Here is an 18208-nt window from a genome sequence, read left to right on the forward strand (position 1 = left end):
AATAGGCGGTTGCCTGGGTAACTTAAACGAGTAAGATAAAGTACCAAGACGGTACTTGATAGAGCTTAAATGTATACAACGCATTTAAGCTCACAATTCAACCCGCTGCCATGCGGGTTTTTACTAGGAGTAGCGAATGCAATTAGCGCAGCAGTTTGAACAGGTATTATGTTCTCAGCCGTTTTCCCATTTAGGTGTAGTTAAAAATCAGCAGAAGTCGGTACTTCGCGTTTGGCGTCCTAATGCCAGCAAGATAACGATTGAATGGGAGAATGCAGCGCTAGCAAATGTAACCGTTACCTCCAAAAATGGTCTTTTTGAAACACCACTGCCTAAAGAATATCAGGGTGAGGTTTATCGCGTTATCGCCGAAGGCTTGAATGACGATAAGGGCTATATCGATCCTTATCAATTCTCCGAGCAGGCGTATCATGCGGTACACTACATCGATAGCAAGCCTTCAAACTTGTATGAGCAAGCGGGCGCGCAACTTTTAACACTCGCTTCTTCAAAAGGCGATGCGATAAAAGGTGTCAGGTTCTGCGTTTTCGCGCCCAATGCGAGTACGGTGTCGCTCATTGGCGATTTCAATCAGTGGGATGGCCGCACGCATCCTATGGAAAAGACCTCTATGGGATACTGGGTACTGTTTGTGCCAGAACTCGCAGAGGGAGAGCGCTACAAGTACCACATTAAAGATGCACACGGCCACGACCTACCGCACAAGGCTGACCCACTTGGCTTCAGCGCAGAGCAGTATCCTTCTCATGCTTCGAAAATTTACAACCACAATAACTATGAGTGGAATGATAGTGCATGGATGGAAAAGCGAAAGGGAAATAAATACAACAGCCCAATGAGCATTTATGAGGTGCACCTTGGCTCTTGGAAGCGCCCGGGTATTGAAACTGATGCGCGCTATCTTACTTATAAAGCGCTAGCCGATGACTTAATAAGCTACGTCAGCGATATGGGTTACACTCACGTTGAATTGCTTCCTATTTCCGAGTTTCCTTTCGACGGTTCGTGGGGCTATCAGCCCGTGGGAATGTTCGCACCAACGAGTAGATTTGGAAACCCAGATGAATTTAAATACTTTGTTGATAAGGCTCACCAAGCAGGTATAGGCGTAATTATCGACTGGGTACCTGCACATTTCCCGGAAGACGGCCATGGCTTGGCGCGATTTGATGGTTCTTGTGTTTATGAATATGAAGATCCGAGGAAAGGTTGGCATCCGGATTGGAATTCTTGCATTTACGATTTCGGCAAAGACACAGTTCGTCAGTTTTTAGTTGCAAACGCACTGTTTTGGTTAGACAAATTTCACGTTGATGGACTCAGGGTTGATGCAGTGGCATCCATGCTTTATCTCGACTATTCACGCAATGACGGAGAGTGGATCCCGAATGTGGATGGTGGCAACGAAAACTACGAAGCCATCAGCTTACTGAAATGGATGAATGAAGAAGTGTACAAGCACTTCCCAGACGCCATGACAATTGCCGAAGAATCAACGTCGTTTCCCAAGGTTTCTCGCCCAGTATTTGATGGTGGTTTGGGCTTTGGCTTTAAGTGGAACATGGGGTGGATGCACGACTCATTACACTACATCGCTAAAGACCCCGCCTATCGCAACTATCACCATGGCGATATTACCTTCAGCATGGTTTACGCGTTTGACGAAAATTTTGTGCTGCCTATCTCGCACGATGAAGTGGTACACGGCAAAGGCAGTATGCTGCATAAAATGCCTGGCGATGAATGGCAGCAAGCTGCTAACCTGCGTTGTTACGCGGGCTTTATGTACGGTCACCCCGGCAAGAAGCTTAACTTTATGGGGAACGAGCTTGCGCAGGCACGAGAATGGAACCATGACAGTAGTTTAGACTGGCACTTGCTCGATTACGAAAAACACAAAGGCATTCAAGCGCTTTATAAGGCGCTCAACAACCTCTATACGTCTACGCCAGCGCTTTACGAGCAAGACCACGAACCAGGGGGCTTTGCTTGGCTGGACCACAATAATGCAGACCAAAGCGTGGTTTCATTTGTTCGCATGTCAAAAGATGCGAAGCAAAAAGTATATGTGGTATCTAATTTTACGCCTGTGCCACGTCAGAACTTCAGAATAGGCGTAGATGATGCATGCACGCTAACGCTAGCACTAAACACTGATGATGGTGCATATTGGGGTAGCGGCTACGACGTTGCTTCTACTGTTAATACGCAAACCATACCTTGGAATGAGCGTACTCACTCTGCAGAAATCACGTTACCGCCGCTAGCCACGGTATTTTATGTTGCCAATGTGGATTAATCCGACTAGGGCGACACGCCCCAGTGAAGAGATAAATTGAGAACGAAGTGAACGAAATTCGAGACACCGCACTAATTGTAGAAAGTGGAATGGGGAAGGCATATCCACTTGGCGCAACAGTTACACAAGACGGTTGTAATTTTGCCGTATACGCGCCCGATGCGAAGGCGGTCGTGTTGTGTTTTTTCAATAGTGACACAGAAGAGGCGGTGAGTGAGCATCCGTTGCCTGAGAAAACTGGTGATGTTTGGCACGGTCGTTACAGCGGCGTTAGTGCAGGACAATACTATGGTTATCGCGTAGAACGCGGTGAGGGAGGGTTACATGCGGTACCCACCGACAAACTGCTAATCGACCCATACGCCAAGAAAATTAGTCGCGCAATAAAATGGGACGCTAGGCAATACAAACACGACTCTCAGTTTATGATCCCCAAGTGCATAGTAATTGATCAAAATGACTATGCGCCCAGTCATGTTAGCGCGCCTGTTATACCGAAACACAAGCGAGTAGTTTACGAAGCACATATTAAAGGGCTCACAAAACTCCATCCCGATGTACCTAAAGAACACCGTGGCAAATTTATCGGTGCTGCCCATCCGAGTGTCATCAAGCATCTCAAAGCATTAGGCATAACCACGGTGCAATTTATGCCGTTGTGTTCATTCATGCCTGAACCATTTATTACAGAGAAAGGCTTAACCAATTATTGGGGATATAACCCGGTTAACTTCTTTGCGCCTGAACCACGCTACGGTGTGTCAGACGCGCTTGCTGAACTAAAGTCTATGGTAGATGCTTATCATACAGCCGGACTTGAGGTCATTGTTGATGTGGTATTTAACCATACAGCAGAGGCAGGCAATGGCGGTCCTATTCTTTCTTATAAGGGGTTTTGCCCTTACCAAGCGTACTTATTAGAGCAAACGAAAAACGGAGAATTGGTTTATTCCAACCATTCAGGCTGTGGTAACACGGTAAATACCGCGCAGCCATTTATGATGGGACTTATTTTAGATGCCATGCGCCACTGGGTATCCGTAATTGGCGTTGACGGCTTTCGTTTCGATTTAGCAGTATGCTTGGGAAGAGAGCCACAAGAATATAGTAAAAAATCTGGGCTGCTGAGAGCCATTAGTAGCGACCCTGTTTTAAAAGAGAGAGTATTGCTTGCCGAACCCTGGGATATTGGGCCTGGCGGCTACCAAGTGGGTAACTTTCCGTCTCCGTGGTTAGAGGTGAATGATAAATACCGCGATACGGTGCGCGCCTTCTGGCGTGGAGACGATGGCGTTACCGCGGACTTTGCTACCCGTTTAATGGGCTCACGGGATATATTTCACAAAGGCCATCGACATATCAGTACCTCGGTGAATAACGTGACATATCACGATGGGTTCACGCTGCACGATATGGTGACCTACGCCGAACGTCACAATCTCGATAACTTAGAAGAAAACCGAGATGGCCATGGACACAACCTGTCTGCCAATTATGGTATTGAGGGGGAAACGAATGACGAGCAGATACTCGCTATGCGTGAACGTCAAAAGCGCAATCTCTTTGCAACGCTGATCTTCTCGCAAGGTACACCGCATATTCTTGGAGGCGATGAATTAAGCCGCACCCAAAATGGCAATAATAATGCCTATTGCCAGGATAATCCTATTAGCTGGATGAATTGGGAATTAAACAAGCGCAAGCAAGATTTTCTTAGCTTCTGCCAATATGTGATCCGCTTGCGTCAGTCCTCTTCACTGTTAAGCGAACTAAAGCTGCACGATGATACTTTTACGCTCTCACGAAATGTAAAAGAAATAAATTGGTATAAGCCCGATGGTTCTGACAAAGCGTCTGAAGATTGGAATGCGCATCATAACAAAGCGTTTGGTGTGGAAATAAAAGGTTGTGTAACGGGCGACCAGAAGCCAGAGCATTGGTTCTTGTGTGTTAATGCAAGTGAAAGCGACGTGCGTTTTCACCTACCTTCTGTCATACCCAGGGGAGGGTGGACCATGCACTTGGATACGCGCTACAGCTCTCTTGAAGAACAGCCTTCAATTTGCATTCAGAAGGTGTTTCTACAGGCCAGCAAATCGCTAACGTTGTTCAGTTTCTCTCAGTTCTCTGGATAGAAAAATGGCTTACAATACGACCTTATACTCGGTTAAGAGTGCCTTTAAAGAATTTAAGAGTACCGTTAAACGGCACCAAACCCAGTGCACGTTAGCTGAATAAGAAACAGAGTCTTTACCTTTGTGTAAATTTCATACAGCATGGATAAAAGCGCGTAACGCAGGTGCTGAATGCGTGCCAAAATCTCGGCTAAACTAGCTTACAAAACCCGTTAATGTTTACCGCTGGTGACAATTACACCACTGCGCACTAAATTGTTAGCTTAGACTGTTCTTTATTCTTTCAGGTGGTATCATGCGCAGCCATCTGAAATGTGAGGGTGTTCCTATGCAAAAGAAAGGTGGTAATTCGCACGAAGACAAGTCGTGTGATATTGGTTTTATCGGTTTAGGGGTGATGGGTAGTAACCTAACCATGAACCTAGTGGACCATGGCTATCGTGTAGCGTGTTTCGATTTAGACCAAAACAAAGTTGAGTCTATTCTTGCCAAAGACGCAAGCGAAAGAGCTGTAAATACTGAGCCTCGTGTTGAAGGCTGCAGTTCTTACACCGAGCTTTTAAGCAAGTTAAAAGCCCCGCATCTTATTATTATCTCTGTGCCTGCTGGCGATCCTGTTGACCACGTTTGCAATCATCTTATTGACGCCGGAATTCACGCTGACGATATCGTGGTTGATACTGGCAACAGTTTGTGGACAGACTCTGTAGCACGTGAAGAGCAGTACAAAGGTAAATTTATCTTCTTCTCTACCGCCGTGTCAGGTGGTGAAGTAGGCGCTCGTTTCGGGCCATCTCTTATGCCTTCAGGCAACCCTTATGCATGGACACGCATTGAGCCTGTTCTTAAAGCTATTGCTGCAAAGGTTGACCCAGAAACAGGTAAACCATTAGAAAGCCATACGCCAGGTCAACCAGTGTTAGAAGGCGAACCATGTGCGACCTACATCGGTCCGGTTGGAGCCGGGCACTATGTAAAAATGGTGCACAACGGTATCGAATACGCCGACATGCAGCTTATCTGCGAAACTTACCATGTTATGCGCGAAGCGCTACATATGGCGCCAGCTGAAATAGCAGAGGTGTTTCGTCGCTGGAACGAAGGCAAGCTGAATAGCTACCTGATGGAAATTAGTGCTGAAGTTCTTGAGCAAATGGATCCAGAAACACAGCAGCCGTTGGTTGACGTGATCTTAGATAGAGCAGGTCAAAAAGGTACAGGCCTTTGGACTGCAGTAAGCGCATTACAAGTAGGTAGTCCGGCACAGACCATCACATCTGCGGTATTCGCGCGCAGTATTTCTAGTTTGAAAGACGAGCGTGTAGCTGCGAGCAAGGTTCTTGCAGGCCCTGATGCGCCATCGTTCAGCGATGATGAGAAAATGTCGATCATCAACAAGCTAGAGCAAGCGCTTTATTGCTCTAAAATCTGTGCGTACGCACAGGGCTTCCAGTTAATGGCAATGGCAGGCAAAGAACACGGCTGGACACTGGAGTTTGGTGAAATAGCTAAAATATGGCGTGCAGGCTGTATTATTCGCGCCGTATTTCTTCAGTCTATTTCTCAGGCTTACGAGAATAACGAAGACTTAGCCAACTTGCTATTGGACCCGTTCTTTGCGGAACAAATTACGCAGTATCAAGCTGACTGGCGTGAGTCAATTGCACAGGCGACACTGGCTGGCGTGCCTTGCCCTGCAATGATGTCGGCTCTTAGCTATTATGATTCGTATCGCACAGCCGTGCTACCTGCTAATTTGCTGCAAGGCCAGCGCGATTATTTTGGCGCACATACTTATCAGCGTGTAGATAAGCCAGCAGGCAAAAAGTATCACATCGAGTGGAGTGATCCTGCACGTCCGCAAATCGCTATCAAAAAATAGTATGAACTAAATAGTGTTACACGCGCTCATAATTGAGCGTAAACTATCGAAAGGTGTATTTGTTTTCAAATACACCTTTTTTGTTTTAAGAGGTAAGTTATGTCGACAGATGAAAAAGCAAACGCATCAGTAGCTAAAAAAGACTGGAAAACTGAGCTCACTGACGAGGAATATTATGTATGCCGCGAAGCGGGTACTGAGCGACCTTTCACTGGAGTATTGCTAGACGAGCAGCGAGATGGATTGTACGTGTGTAAGTGCTGCGAAGCGCCACTTTTCCCCTCAGATACTAAATTTGATGCTGGTTGTGGATGGCCTTCTTTCTATAAGCAGCTTGATGACGGTAATGTAGATTACAGAGAAGACTTGAGTCACGGTATGCGTAGGGTTGAGATTTTTTGTAAGCAGTGTGGCTCGCACTTAGGCCATGTATTTCCAGATGGTCCTGCGCCAACGGGTCAACGCTACTGCGTAAATTCGCTATCTATGACCTTTAAAGGCGAAGATGATACACAAATTAAAGGTTAAAAAGCCCTAGGTGAGCGCTTGATTAAGGTAAACATCTGATTAAATTTTGACCTCATGTGGAAAGTAGAGAGATCCAATCATAAAAAACCGCCCATAAACGGCGGTTTTTTTAATTATTTACCAATGAAATTGTGTAATTGAGTTTCAAAAAATCAGAGCTTATCCAGTTTCAATGAATCTGCGTTGAAGGTCGCGCTATTCAAGTTACTGACTATTTCATCAACAATGTTATCTAGAATGCCTACTGGAAGAGCATAGCGTTGTCCAAGTTGAACACGCTGAGTGTCGTTAAGTCTCTCATCGAAGGCTTCAGCCACACCATACCAAACATAGGCAAGGCGATAGTTGTCCATATCCATTCCCATTGAAGCAAGCGAGTAGAAAATGCTGACATCAATGTCGTCGCTATCTGTATATAAACTTAGCGCGCGATATAAGGTTTCAATAGTACGCTTTTGGTCTGTTTTAATCTGAACAGAGGCCAGTGCGACCAGCAGCTTTGGATCGCTTACGCGGTTGCTGGCAGCGTAGCGCTCAAAGCGATGAAAAGCCTCTTTGTCGTTATATCGTGTCCAATGATAGTAAGAAAGGTAAGGATCAAGGGAGTCTTTCGTCTCGCGGCTTAGGCGTTTAATTTCACGCTGAGCAGTAATAACGCCTTTTAGCCGTGTCGCTTCCTTGCCTTTGCGTTTAACGTGTTCGATATGTTGCACTTCTTCGACGCAGGTTAGATACTCTTCGAAGTTTAGAAGAAGAGGATACTTGTAAGCGTCGTCTTTTGAATCTTGATTGTAGTAACGCAAGCGAATAATCTCAGCTCGCTCGCCGCGACAACGGGCATCCAAACTCAAATCTAAGCAAATCTCGCTGTGAGATTCACAAATTTCACTGATAGTAGGTTCAAAAAGATCGCCACAACCCGTCAGTGTTGTCGCTGCTGCCAGCCACACCGTCGTTACATAACCTTTTGTTGGAAACTTACTAAATAAACTCTCTGTTATACGAGTTTTCATAGAGGTTTTGAAACTTATCAACAATTTGGTCTTCCTTGCTTGTTTATTTAAGATACTGCTCGTCACCGTCAGGCGAAAACTCACCTAGTGTACCCTAAAAATAATAAAAAGCTGACGCGTAATTAGGATTAGTTGTACGTGTTTGTGCCACAAAAAAATTGGCCGCGCATACAACAATGACAACACCGTTAAATTAATATCGATGAAGGCAGAAGCATGAATCAACAGTTTGAGCAGGAATTACAAAGCAGCTGGCAAGAGCGTCAGGAATACGCAGAAATGATGTTGCCCCTTATTGGTAAATTGTATCGCAATAAGGCAGTTGAAATTTCGGTTTATGGACGCTCGCTACTGAACGCCAGTGCTATTGATGTTATTAAAGCGCACCGCAAAGTGCGTCTGCACGAAGGTATTAAGCTACGCCTACGCGAAAGCTATCCAATCTTAGAAGCCTTGAGCAACATGAAGCTTGCTCCTGCACAAATTGATATTGGTAAATTGGCTTTTGATTTTCACTACGGTTCTGCGGTCGACAACAACGACCTTACGGCCTACCTTAACGAAAAACTAAACGACGTTGCCGATAAAGAGGACGATCAGAAACCTCAGGACGTTGTACTATATGGTTTTGGCCGTATAGGTCGTTTACTTGCTCGCTTGCTTATTGAACGCCAAGGTAAAAACAATAAGCTTCGCTTACGTGCCATTGTGGTTCGTGGCGGGCGCGATGGCGACCTAGAAAAACGCGCAAGCTTGCTGCGCCGCGATTCAGTGCATGGGCCATTCAACGGCAGCATCACAGTTGACCACGAGCGTAACGCGCTAAAAGCAAACGGTTCATACATTCAAGTCATTTATGCCAACAGCCCAGATGAAGTGGATTACACGCAATATGGTATCGATAACGCTATCATCGTAGACAACACGGGTATTTGGCGTGACCGCGATGGCCTTGGCCTACACCTTAAAGCTAAGGGTGCAGCGAAAGCTATCCTTACTGCCCCGGGTAAAGGTGACATCAAGAACATCGTACACGGTGTAAATGACGAAGAAGTAACACCAGAAGACACAATTGTATCTGCTGCAAGCTGTACAACTAACGCAATAACGCCGGTACTTAAAGCGCTAGACGAAGAATATGGCATTGAAAACGGTCACGTTGAAACCGTTCACTCTTACACTAACGACCAAAACCTTATCGATAACTACCACAAAGGTGATCGTCGTGGACGTAGTGCGCCACTTAATATGGTTATTACCGAAACGGGCGCTGCGAAAGCCGTTGCCAAAGCGTACCCGAAACTAGCAGGTAAACTTACCGGTAATGCTATCCGCGTACCTACACCTAATGTGTCGCTAGCGATTTTGAACCTAAATCTTAAAACGCCGGTGGATCGCATTGCAGTTAACGAGTTCTTGCGCGATACCGCGTTGTTCTCAAAGCTTCAACACCAAATTGACTACACGGCAAGTAAAGAGATTGTATCAACAGACTTAGTCGGCTCTCGCGCTGCGTCTGTGGTTGACTCTCAGGCGACCATTGCCGCAGATAACCGCCTGACACTATACGTGTGGTATGACAACGAGTTTGGTTACAGCTGTCAGGTACTACGTGTAGTTCGTGATATGGCAGGGCTTAGTTTCCCTACGTTGCCGCTTTAAGCAACACGCAGTTTAATTAACTGTATAAAAAACCGACCTAAGTGGTCGGTTTTTTGATGGTGTAAACATTTTGTATACTTTCGATAGTACAAAACCCGCTGTGTGCGTGGAATTTGTGTTTACGTCTATGCTAAATTAGCGCTCAAATAATGAGGAAAACGACAGTCTATGCATATTTCCAGTCAATTCGACAGCGGTAACATTGAAGTTGTTAGCGCACAATCACCAGACGATATCCGTCTAACCATTCCCAACGACAACCAATCTGAATTTGCTCAGTGGTTCCATTTTCGTTTAGTGGGCGAAACTTTTGTAACTCACACAATGACGATTGGTAATCTGGCTAAGTCAGCGTATCCAGAAGGTTGGAAGGGATATAACGTTCTAGCGTCTTACGACCGTCAAACTTGGTTTAGAATTCCTAGCGAATTTGACGGTGACAATCTTACGTTCTCACTAACGCTAGAACAGCCAAGTGTGTACTTCGCGTATTTCATTCCTTTTAGCTACGAACGTCACCTTGACCTTGTACACGACGCGCAGATGTCACTACTGTGCGAGCACAAATTCCTAGGCCTTACCCTTGATGGCCGTGATATGTCTATGCTGGTTATCGGTGAAGAAACACCAGAAAAGAAAAAAGTCTGGATCACGGCACGTCAACACCCTGGCGAAACCATGGCCGAGTGGTGTGCCGAAGGTATTATTTATCGTCTGCTCGACGAGCAAGATGGTTTGGCGCGACAGTTGCTTGATAATGCTGTTTTCTACATTGTGCCAAACATGAACCCAGACGGCAGCGCACGCGGTCATCTGCGTACCAACGCTGTAGGAACCAATCTAAACCGTGAGTGGGCAACGCCTTCGCAAGAAAAAAGCCCAGAAGTACTTTACGTACTGAATGCAATGAGCGAAATTGGTGTAGACATGTATCTTGATTTGCACGGTGATGAGGCATTGCCGTACAACTTTGTCGCAGGAAGTGAGGGTAACCCTAGCTACAATGACACCATCAAAATGCTTGAAAATACGTTTAAAGATGCGCTGTTGAACGCTACGCCAGAGTTTCAAGATGAATTTGGTTACGATAAAGATGAGCCAGGCAAGGCTAATTTAACCGTAGCGTCAAATGCAGTGGGCGAGAAATTCAAATGTATGGCGTACACGGTAGAAATGCCATTTAAAGACAATGCAGATGTACCGGACGATATCTACGGTTGGTCGGTACAGCGTAGCCGTCAATTAGGTGAAGATTTACTTATTGGTGTGAATGCAGTTGTTAAAAAGCTAAAAGCATCAGAGCAATAAAATAAGAATAAGGAAGCGAAAGCTTTCGCAAAAAAGGCCTCGACAAAAAGAGGCCTTTTAATTATTAAAATAAAACAACAATTAAACATAATAAAAAAGGGGAATAACGTTGGAAGGGTTATATGGTTTTCTAACTATGCTCGATGGATTCTTAGGAGGCGCATTCTGGTTTCCTTATGTACTGTTAGGCGTAGGTCTTTTCTTTACGGTTTATCTTAAATTTCCGCAAATTCGTTTCTTTAAACATGCCTGGCAGGTTGTTACGGGTAAGTTCGATAAAGAAAGCGATCCAGGCGACACCACCCATTTTCGCGCGCTAACTACCGCACTGTCTGGTACCGTAGGTACAGGTAACATCTCAGGTGTTGCATTTGCAATTTTCCTTGGTGGCCCCGCTGCACTATTTTGGATGTGGGTAACCGCCTTTTTAGGTATGACTACAAAATTCGTTGAAGTTACTCTGTCGCACAAATATCGCGTAAAGACAGAAGACGGCACCATGGCCGGTGGCCCTATGTATTACATGGACCGTCGCCTAAACATGAAGTGGTTAGCGGTTGCATTTGCTGTTGCTACGGTAGTCAGCTCATTTGGTACCGGAAACCTTCCTCAAAGTAATGGTATCGCGCAAAGTATCGAAGCAACGTTTGGCTTCGAGCCTTGGATGGTAGGTAGTGTACTGGGTATTCTTCTAGCCTTGGTCATTCTTGGTGGTATCCAACGCATTGCCGCGTTTACAGCGCGTGTTGTTCCAGTTATGGCTGTTATCTACCTTATCGGTGCGCTAGCGGTTATTTTCGCTAATCTTGACAACATTGGGCCTTCGTTTGCCGCAGTTATCGGTGATGCGTTTACTGGTTCAGCTGCCGCAGGCGGTTTCTTGGGGGCTTCGTTAGCTTATGCGTTTAACCGTGGGGTTAACCGAGGCTTGTTTTCAAACGAAGCGGGTCAAGGTTCTGCACCTATCGCTCACGCAGCAGCAAAAACGAAGGAGCCTGCGTCAGAAGGTATGGTGTCACTGCTTGAACCCTTTATCGACACTATTCTAATTTGTACCGTAACGGGTTTGGTTATTCTGTCGTCGGGCGTGTGGAAAGAAAAACACGAAAACGTCTTCGATCGTTCAGACATGTACTTTGTTGCAGGTCAATACGACGACTCGAATCAGGATGACGTAAACAAACTATATGGTTACTTGAATGAAATTGAAGGTAACAATGTACAGCCTTATACTGGCTCAATTACCGTTGTTAACGGCACGGCTGTGAGCGATGGTTTTACTCTGCTTAACGCTAGGTCTGTAGCAGAAGACGTGAAGTATGCGGTAGGCAGTGAAGACTTGTTTACTGGCACGCTTAAGATTGTTGACGGAAAGCCGGTTAAAGAGAACCTTGAAGTAAGCGGTAAGTCGCTGGTTCACTCAGCTGCGCTCACCACTATTGCCTTTACTCGCGGTTTCTTTGGTGATTTCGGTCAATATATCGTGTCAATTGGGCTTATGCTGTTTGCGTTCTCAACCGCCATCGCTTGGTCATATTATGGTGATCGCGCTATGACATATTTGTTCGGTCCTCGCTCCGTAATGCCGTATCGCGTCATCTACGTCGCCGGTTTCGTTTGGGCTGCATTCTCTGACACCACATTAGTTTGGGCACTTTCAGCTGTGGCTATCGTGGTAATGACCTTGCCAAACTTGTTCGGCATCATGTTGCTTTGTAAAGAGATGAAAGAAACGGTTAACGACTACTGGTCTCGACATAAAAAATAAGGTGAGTATTGCCTAAAGCATCGCCCCCTTGTTGAGTTTCACTGAAGGGAATGCAACTTGGCTATCAGGTAAAAATGCGTAGCGGTGAACTTTGTATAAAAGTTAACACCCTGCGCATTTTTGTTTTATGGCGATAAGGTTAATCCACAGAATCGACTTCATTGTTGTGATGAACTTAAGTATGATACCCATCCGCGTATAAATGCGTCTTCGCTCAATAGCGAGTTACGCATTTCCATTTCGCACCCAATAAACAGGAGCAACATATGGCATTAGTTGACTGTCCTTCGTGTAACAAAAAAACGTCTGACAAAGCGAAGACGTGTCCTCACTGTGACTTTAAAATCGGTGATGCGACCTCTGAAGATATAGAGCGCAAACAAAGCTTACAGAGATTTAAAAAGTTAGCCAGTATCCAGAACCAATCCCTTCTTGCTATGCTGATATTCGTTGCGAGTTTTGGCTTCATGTATTGGGGCGGAACACGCCCAGGTGATTTGCAACATAATTTAGCTATTTTGGGCGCAGTGGTTGGCTTTGTTTGGTACTTAGTAAACCGCGCGCGTATTGTTTACATTAAGCGTTTTTCCTAAATGAATATAGAAGCACTTTTAGCCAGCATGACGCCGGAGATTTACGAGCGTCTGCGTCAGGCTGTTGAAACAGGTAAGTGGCCAGATGGCACGCCTTTAAACGAAGAGCAAAAAGCAAGCAGTATGCAGGCTGTTATGCTGTATCAAGCAAAAATAGAAAAGTCCTCTGAGCATATGACAGTAGGTGAAAGCGGCGAAATTGTACATAAAAGTAAAGCCGACTTTAAACGCTCGTTACGCGATGAGCAGGATGATAATAATACAATAGCGCGGTTTAAACAGGATGATATTTAGTCGTATATTTGCGCCTTCACACCAAAGCCCAAAGCCTGAAAAACGGATGCAGGCAATCGAGAGTCTCTCTCCCGAAAAGGCACAGGAAAAAACAATTCTTCACGAACTGGCATTTAATGACGAAGATGCAAATGTCAGTTTAGCAGCACTCGAAAAGCTTAATAGCTTTGTGCTGTGGCTTAAAATGTCACAAATTGCCAAGCAGTCTCGCGTTAAAAAAGCGGCGGAGAAAAAGGTAAACGCCGCTTTGTTAGGCGAGGGGGATGTCACACTCTCCCGCCAAGAGATATTCTCTTTTTTAACTGAAACAGCCAACGCCGATTTGGTAGTGCAGTTAGTACCACAAATGTTGAAGAAAGAGCCTACGCTCTTACAAGATGATGCGCTAGCTAACGCGCTAATCGAAAAAGTAGCGAAGCCATCTTTCACCCAGTTTGTCTTTTTAGAAGGCGCAAGTCCCCAACTGCAGACTCAACTAGTCAACGCACATTCAGACGTATCAGATCTGCAAAAGCTTGCTAAGAAAGTGTCAGATGATGCCCTTGTTACGCAAATTAATGCGCGGATCGATGCTATCAAAGAGGCTGCAAAACGCCCAGTGGAGCTTAAAAAGCAGCTCACTCTGGGACTTTCAAAATATCAGGCTTTGCTCGACAAATCAGATGTAGAAACCATTGATGAAAAGCGCAATGAGCTTGAGAGCGAATTGACAGGGCTGTTTGCTCAAATTGACTTACTCACTTCAGAAGAACGCGTTGATTATGAAGAAAAGCGTGCGCGTATTGGTGAGCAGCTCGAGCGATATTTAAGCCGTATCCGCCCAGCATGGGAAGAGAAGCAACAAGCGTCGCAACGTGCTAATACCAGAGCATTGTGCGAACAGCAGCTTACTTATGCCAAGGAGCAGGTAGCTTGGTTGTACAATAACAGGCTTTGTGAAGCGACGCTTGCTGATGTTGCTACGGTTAATGAAAGCGTGCGCGGTGTTGAAGCAACGCTCGAACAGCTAGCGCGTCTCGATGATGAATCTGCAACTGATAAGCGAATTACACAGATTAAGCGCTCTGTCGACGAACTAAACGAGCAGCTTGATCGCTTCTCTATGCAGCAGCAATACGGCCAAAAGCTACTGATAAAACTTCAGTCGCTCGAAGACATTGCCGCAAAGATCGTTTCGGCAAGCGATAGCGAGTCGGGTAAAGATACCCGTGATGTGAGCGTTGAAGAAACTAGCGCATCGACTGAGGATTTGAGTCAGGTAAATGGTGGCGACGCATTACAAAGCAGTAGTGTAGTGGCTCTTAAAGCGGAGTTTGACGAAGCACGTCAAGCGTATAAAGCGCTTAGTCGCGAAATCGATGCCATTCCTAAGGCGTTGTCTAAACGTTTCAACGCAGCGACAAGCAGTGTAAATGCCAAAGAGCGTGCTCAAAAATCCAAAGAAAATGAGCAAGTAAAACACATTAGAAAGCACATTAGCGTTATCGATAACTTAATTGCTCAGGGTAAATTCCGCGTTGCTATTTCAAAATTTGCCAAGCTTCAGGAAAGTTATGCTGCGCTTCCTGGTTCAGCGAAAAAGTATGTAGAGAAGCGTTTTGAAAAGACCGCTGGTGATGTGTCGCGCTTAGAAGGATGGCAGGATTACCTTGCGGCGCCGCGCAAACCCGCTCTTGTAGAAGAAGCAAAAGCGTTAGCCAGCGCTGATGCAGAAAATATTAAGCAAAGAAGTGAGGCCATTAAGTATCTGCGTAAGCAATGGTTATCACTAACACCGTCATCGTCAACGAGTGAAGAAAGTAGTGATGACGCGTTGTTACAGCAGCAATTTGATGATGCACTTGAAAAGGCCTTCGAGCCTTGTAGAGCGCATTACGCGAAGTTAGATGCACAGCGGGCTGCTGCGCGTGAACAGCGTATGTCGATTATCGCTACCGTTAAGGCAATGGACATTAACATGCCGGAAGCCGAGTTAGTGAAAGTTTTCGATAGAGTGTCTAAACAGTGGCACGCTGCAGGTCAGGTTGAACGTGAAATTTATGAACAGCTGAAGCAAGAATGGAAGGCGGTATCATCGCCCATTCAGGCTAAAGTAAATCAATGGCAAAGTGACAACCAAGCCCAAAAGCGTGCGTTAGTCACCCAAGCTTGTCAACTTGCTACGGAAGAAGATGTCGCTGGCGCTGCCGACAAGGCTCAGCAATTGCAAAGCCAATGGAAGCAAGTAGGCCATGCAGGTAAACGTGAAGAGAGTAAGTTGTGGGCAGAATTTAAGGCTGCCAATGACACCGTATTTGAACGTTTAAAAGCCGAGCGGAAAGTACAGAATAATGCATTTAACGCGTTAGTAGATTCGCTACTCAAGCAAGTGGAAGCTGTTGACATCAACAGCGATGATGCAACGTTCAGTCAATCAATAAGCGACGTTCGCGCTCAGTTAACCGACTTGCCTAGAGCGCAACGTACGAAAGTAGATAAAAAGATTGATTCACTTGAAAGTAAGCGCGCGGCGCAAGCGAAAAATGCACAATCTCAAGCCCGATTGGCGCGAGCTCAGGCTCTGATTTCTTTACTACAGCTAAGTGTAGGTGAGGGAAGTGGTGATGAGCAATCTCTAGCGGAAGCGTTAGGGAAGCGTTGGTCAAGCGTATTGGGTCAGTCAACTGGAAATAAAACAACTCAGCACGATAGACAATGGTTAACGGTAGCATTAGAAGTCGCAACTGGTATGCCAAGCCCAGATGCAGACGCATCTATACGCTCTAGCGTACAGCTACAAATGATGACATCTAAGTTGGAACAAGGCGAAGCGGCAACAGCTCCCGACATTCTTGCTGACTGGTTATCATACGACTCGATAAGCGAAGAAGATAACCATTTGCTGCAACGAGTTGTTTCAGTTATTGATACTCATCCTGAAATTGTTGCTTAAACGGAAAGCCTAAATGGAAAACAGTGTTGAGTTTCAATTTGAAACAGAAATGTCTGCCTATCGCTTTTTGAATACCGTGAAGCATATTGACGCAGAAGGGTTAAGAGTGAAGTTCGGGCGTACGGATCATCACGTGAGTGTAAAATACCGTTACGGCGTAGGTGTATTTGATTCGACGCTATCTACACTAGACGATCTTGCTCGTGAGTTAGGTGGTGAAGAAGTGTCTTAACTAACCAGTTAGGTCAAACCACGTCGACTGTAAACACGAAAAGGGCCAGACAATTGTCTGGCCCTTTTTTGATAAAAACGTGATTAACAGTCTTTATCTTCAGCGTCTACGCCTTCTTTCACATCTTCACAAGCGTCTTCAACGGCATTACCTGCATCGGTAACAATTTCGTCTAGCTCTTCGCCTGCGTCTTCCGCTTCACCGTCACCGCAAGCTGCTAGTGATAGTGCAAATGCTGATGCTACTAGTACCTTTGATAAGTTTTTAAATGAAAACATATCCTTACTCCTTTTTCCTATTAAAATACTTCTAACTCTTAGGCTCTTGGTGCTCTACCACGTAACGCATTTGCGATAAGTGAGATTACGAGCAACGCGATAAACACAAAGAAAAGAAACTGTGCGATACCTGTTGCTGCACCTGCGATGCCTCCAAAACCAAAAACTGCTGCAATAATGGCGATGATAAAAAATGTGATTGCCCAACCTAACATAACTAAATCCTCGTATTGCTTCCGTTACTTTCACTTTAACTAATGCTATCTTTGTGCCTGTTTTTTAAGTTATTGAAATATATTGATATAATTTAATTTTTCTCTGGTTGTCAGGCCGTATCTGCAGGCAATTAACGTCACGATTACACGTACGAATGCATTTTTTACATGATTGAGTAAGGCCCTAGTCACCCAACTTTACTCTTTGTGTGTTAAGGGCCTTTGGCTGGGGGTATTCTTTGATCCTTACCAGCTTCCGAAGAACGTGAGAGCAAGGTTGTGGTTTGTTATGGCGTCTGAATTGGCGCCTGGCGACGCAATATGATTATGTAAGTATCCCATCTCGACGCGCCATTTCTTGTTGAGGTGATAGGCCGGTCCCACGTAAAGTCTATTTTGATCAAACCCGCTATTTTGGCCCCAGTCTGTGTCGTTCAAACCCAAAAATACCTCGTCCCACACGACCATTGACCATTGCTCATTTAAAGGTTTCGACCACCGTATAAATTGTCTAAACCGATAGCCTGTATCACCGCCTTCATCGCTCCTGAATCGCTGCTCCAAACGACTTCTACCTGAAATGGTACCGCCCATAAATTTGCTTAATGAATACGTGGCTTGCTGCCACACCCTGTCTTCTTCAATTGAACCGTTGTCTGAGTCTATCGTTACTCTTGCAACACCCAGCCACAAGGTCGTATCGCTTGAAAGTTTGTAGCCGACACCGGGACGAACGATAGAAACGCCTAGGCGAGATGCGTCGTCTTTAAAGCGTAAATGACCGTCAAACCAAAATTGCCATTTACTTTTATCATCGGCATCTCCAGTGAGTGCGAGGGCGTTCCAAGATTGAAAATCTGACTCGGCGTGTGACTTAACGCCGGCTGTCATCGCCATCACAAGTAGTAAGACGCAACGCGTCATAATTCGTTTTGCGCACATAGTTTTTCTCGTTGAAAATAAAAAAGAGGCAAAGCGAAAGGGAAGGGACGCCTTGCCTGCAAAGGGAGAGTGTTTCGCCCCTCACACTTCCTAAGAATGGAGGGGC

15 protein-coding genes are annotated in these 18208 nt (G+C 45.4%); 11 read left to right on the forward strand and 4 right to left on the reverse strand.

Annotated features, from left to right (window positions below; genetic code table 11):
• The first annotated feature begins 136 nt into the window (after window positions 1-136).
• The 4 genes from glgB (at window position 137) to msrB (ending at window position 6865) form a co-directional block, all read left to right on the forward strand.
• Window positions 137-2320, forward strand: a complete 2184-nt coding sequence (gene glgB / locus MHN00_RS17010; protein WP_239301904.1) for a 1,4-alpha-glucan branching protein GlgB — start codon at window positions 137-139, stop codon at window positions 2318-2320.
• 47 nt (window positions 2321-2367) lie between these two features.
• A complete protein-coding gene (glgX, locus tag MHN00_RS17015; RefSeq protein WP_156078501.1) occupies window positions 2368-4455 on the forward strand; it encodes a glycogen debranching protein GlgX in 2088 nt (695 codons plus the stop codon).
• Window positions 4456-4783: 328 nt separating this feature from the next.
• Window positions 4784-6337 (forward strand): NADP-dependent phosphogluconate dehydrogenase, encoded by a 1554-nt coding sequence (gene gndA / locus MHN00_RS17020; protein ID WP_239301906.1) that lies wholly within the window; start codon window positions 4784-4786, stop codon window positions 6335-6337.
• A 99-nt stretch (window positions 6338-6436) separates the two neighbouring features.
• A complete protein-coding gene (msrB, locus tag MHN00_RS17025; protein WP_014949842.1) occupies window positions 6437-6865 on the forward strand; it encodes a peptide-methionine (R)-S-oxide reductase MsrB in 429 nt (142 codons plus the stop codon).
• A 152-nt stretch (window positions 6866-7017) separates the two neighbouring features.
• Here the strand turns inward: msrB and MHN00_RS17030 are convergent, their stop codons facing one another.
• Window positions 7018-7902, reverse strand: a complete 885-nt coding sequence (locus tag MHN00_RS17030; protein ID WP_014976811.1) for a DUF2989 domain-containing protein — start codon at window positions 7900-7902, stop codon at window positions 7018-7020.
• A gap of 192 nt (window positions 7903-8094) precedes the next feature.
• On the opposite strand from MHN00_RS17030, the gene MHN00_RS17035 reads away from it, so the two are divergent.
• The 7 genes from MHN00_RS17035 to MHN00_RS17065 all read left to right on the forward strand — a co-directional run bounded on the left by MHN00_RS17035 (window position 8095) and on the right by MHN00_RS17065 (window position 16667).
• Window positions 8095-9540, forward strand: coding sequence for a glyceraldehyde-3-phosphate dehydrogenase (locus MHN00_RS17035; protein ID WP_014979588.1), 1446 nt, complete (start codon window positions 8095-8097; stop codon window positions 9538-9540).
• 168 nt (window positions 9541-9708) lie between these two features.
• Complete coding sequence (locus MHN00_RS17040) at window positions 9709-10848, forward strand: M14-type cytosolic carboxypeptidase (RefSeq protein WP_014949839.1); 1140 nt, start codon at window positions 9709-9711, stop codon at window positions 10846-10848.
• Between the two features lie 109 nt (window positions 10849-10957).
• The gene (locus tag MHN00_RS17045) at window positions 10958-12616 is read left to right on the forward strand and encodes an AGCS family amino acid carrier protein (RefSeq protein WP_014949838.1); all 1659 of its coding nucleotides are present in this window, start codon (window positions 10958-10960) and stop codon (window positions 12614-12616) included.
• 266 nt (window positions 12617-12882) lie between these two features.
• A complete protein-coding gene (locus MHN00_RS17050; RefSeq protein ID WP_014949837.1) occupies window positions 12883-13209 on the forward strand; it encodes a zinc ribbon domain-containing protein in 327 nt (108 codons plus the stop codon).
• Window positions 13210-13503 (forward strand): DUF1315 family protein, encoded by a 294-nt coding sequence (locus MHN00_RS17055; RefSeq protein WP_014949836.1) that lies wholly within the window; start codon window positions 13210-13212, stop codon window positions 13501-13503.
• Entirely contained in the window at window positions 13493-16435 is a 2943-nt protein-coding gene (locus MHN00_RS17060; protein ID WP_239301908.1) for a DUF349 domain-containing protein, read from the forward strand. The genes MHN00_RS17055 and MHN00_RS17060 overlap by 11 nt, the downstream gene beginning before the upstream one ends.
• 13 nt (window positions 16436-16448) lie before the next feature.
• Complete coding sequence (locus MHN00_RS17065; protein ID WP_239301910.1) at window positions 16449-16667, forward strand: hypothetical protein; 219 nt, start codon at window positions 16449-16451, stop codon at window positions 16665-16667.
• A gap of 83 nt (window positions 16668-16750) precedes the next feature.
• Here the strand turns inward: MHN00_RS17065 and MHN00_RS17070 are convergent, their stop codons facing one another.
• The 3 genes from MHN00_RS17070 to MHN00_RS17080 form a co-directional block, all read right to left on the reverse strand.
• On the reverse strand, window positions 16751-16945 hold the full coding sequence (locus tag MHN00_RS17070) for a hypothetical protein (RefSeq protein ID WP_014949833.1): 195 nt from the start codon (window positions 16943-16945) through the stop codon (window positions 16751-16753).
• 38 nt (window positions 16946-16983) lie between these two features.
• On the reverse strand, window positions 16984-17160 hold the full coding sequence (locus MHN00_RS17075) for a DUF1328 family protein (protein WP_014949832.1): 177 nt from the start codon (window positions 17158-17160) through the stop codon (window positions 16984-16986).
• 246 nt (window positions 17161-17406) lie between these two features.
• A complete protein-coding gene (locus MHN00_RS17080) occupies window positions 17407-18084 on the reverse strand; it encodes a DUF2490 domain-containing protein (protein WP_239301912.1) in 678 nt (225 codons plus the stop codon).
• Window positions 18085-18208 lie beyond the last annotated feature (124 nt).

It is taken from the genome of Alteromonas sp. Cnat2-8, from assembly GCF_022348355.1.
Classification (GTDB): Bacteria; Pseudomonadota; Gammaproteobacteria; order Enterobacterales; family Alteromonadaceae; genus Alteromonas; species Alteromonas macleodii.

Coding starts and splice junctions, on each gene's coding strand:
- glgB (WP_239301904.1), top strand. CDS start 137: ATGCAATTAGCGCAGCAGTTTGAACAGGTATTATGTTCTCAGCCGTTT.
- gndA (WP_239301906.1), top strand. CDS start 4,784: ATGCAAAAGAAAGGTGGTAATTCGCACGAAGACAAGTCGTGTGATATT.
- msrB (WP_014949842.1), top strand. CDS start 6,437: ATGTCGACAGATGAAAAAGCAAACGCATCAGTAGCTAAAAAAGACTGG.
- MHN00_RS17035 (WP_014979588.1), top strand. CDS start 8,095: ATGAATCAACAGTTTGAGCAGGAATTACAAAGCAGCTGGCAAGAGCGT.
- MHN00_RS17040 (WP_014949839.1), top strand. CDS start 9,709: ATGCATATTTCCAGTCAATTCGACAGCGGTAACATTGAAGTTGTTAGC.
- MHN00_RS17050 (WP_014949837.1), top strand. CDS start 12,883: ATGGCATTAGTTGACTGTCCTTCGTGTAACAAAAAAACGTCTGACAAA.
- MHN00_RS17055 (WP_014949836.1), top strand. CDS start 13,210: ATGAATATAGAAGCACTTTTAGCCAGCATGACGCCGGAGATTTACGAG.
- MHN00_RS17060 (WP_239301908.1), top strand. CDS start 13,493: ATGATATTTAGTCGTATATTTGCGCCTTCACACCAAAGCCCAAAGCCT.
- MHN00_RS17065 (WP_239301910.1), top strand. CDS start 16,449: ATGGAAAACAGTGTTGAGTTTCAATTTGAAACAGAAATGTCTGCCTAT.
- MHN00_RS17070 (WP_014949833.1), bottom strand. CDS start 16,945: ATGTTTTCATTTAAAAACTTATCAAAGGTACTAGTAGCATCAGCATTT.
- MHN00_RS17075 (WP_014949832.1), bottom strand. CDS start 17,160: ATGTTAGGTTGGGCAATCACATTTTTTATCATCGCCATTATTGCAGCA.
- MHN00_RS17080 (WP_239301912.1), bottom strand. CDS start 18,084: ATGACGCGTTGCGTCTTACTACTTGTGATGGCGATGACAGCCGGCGTT.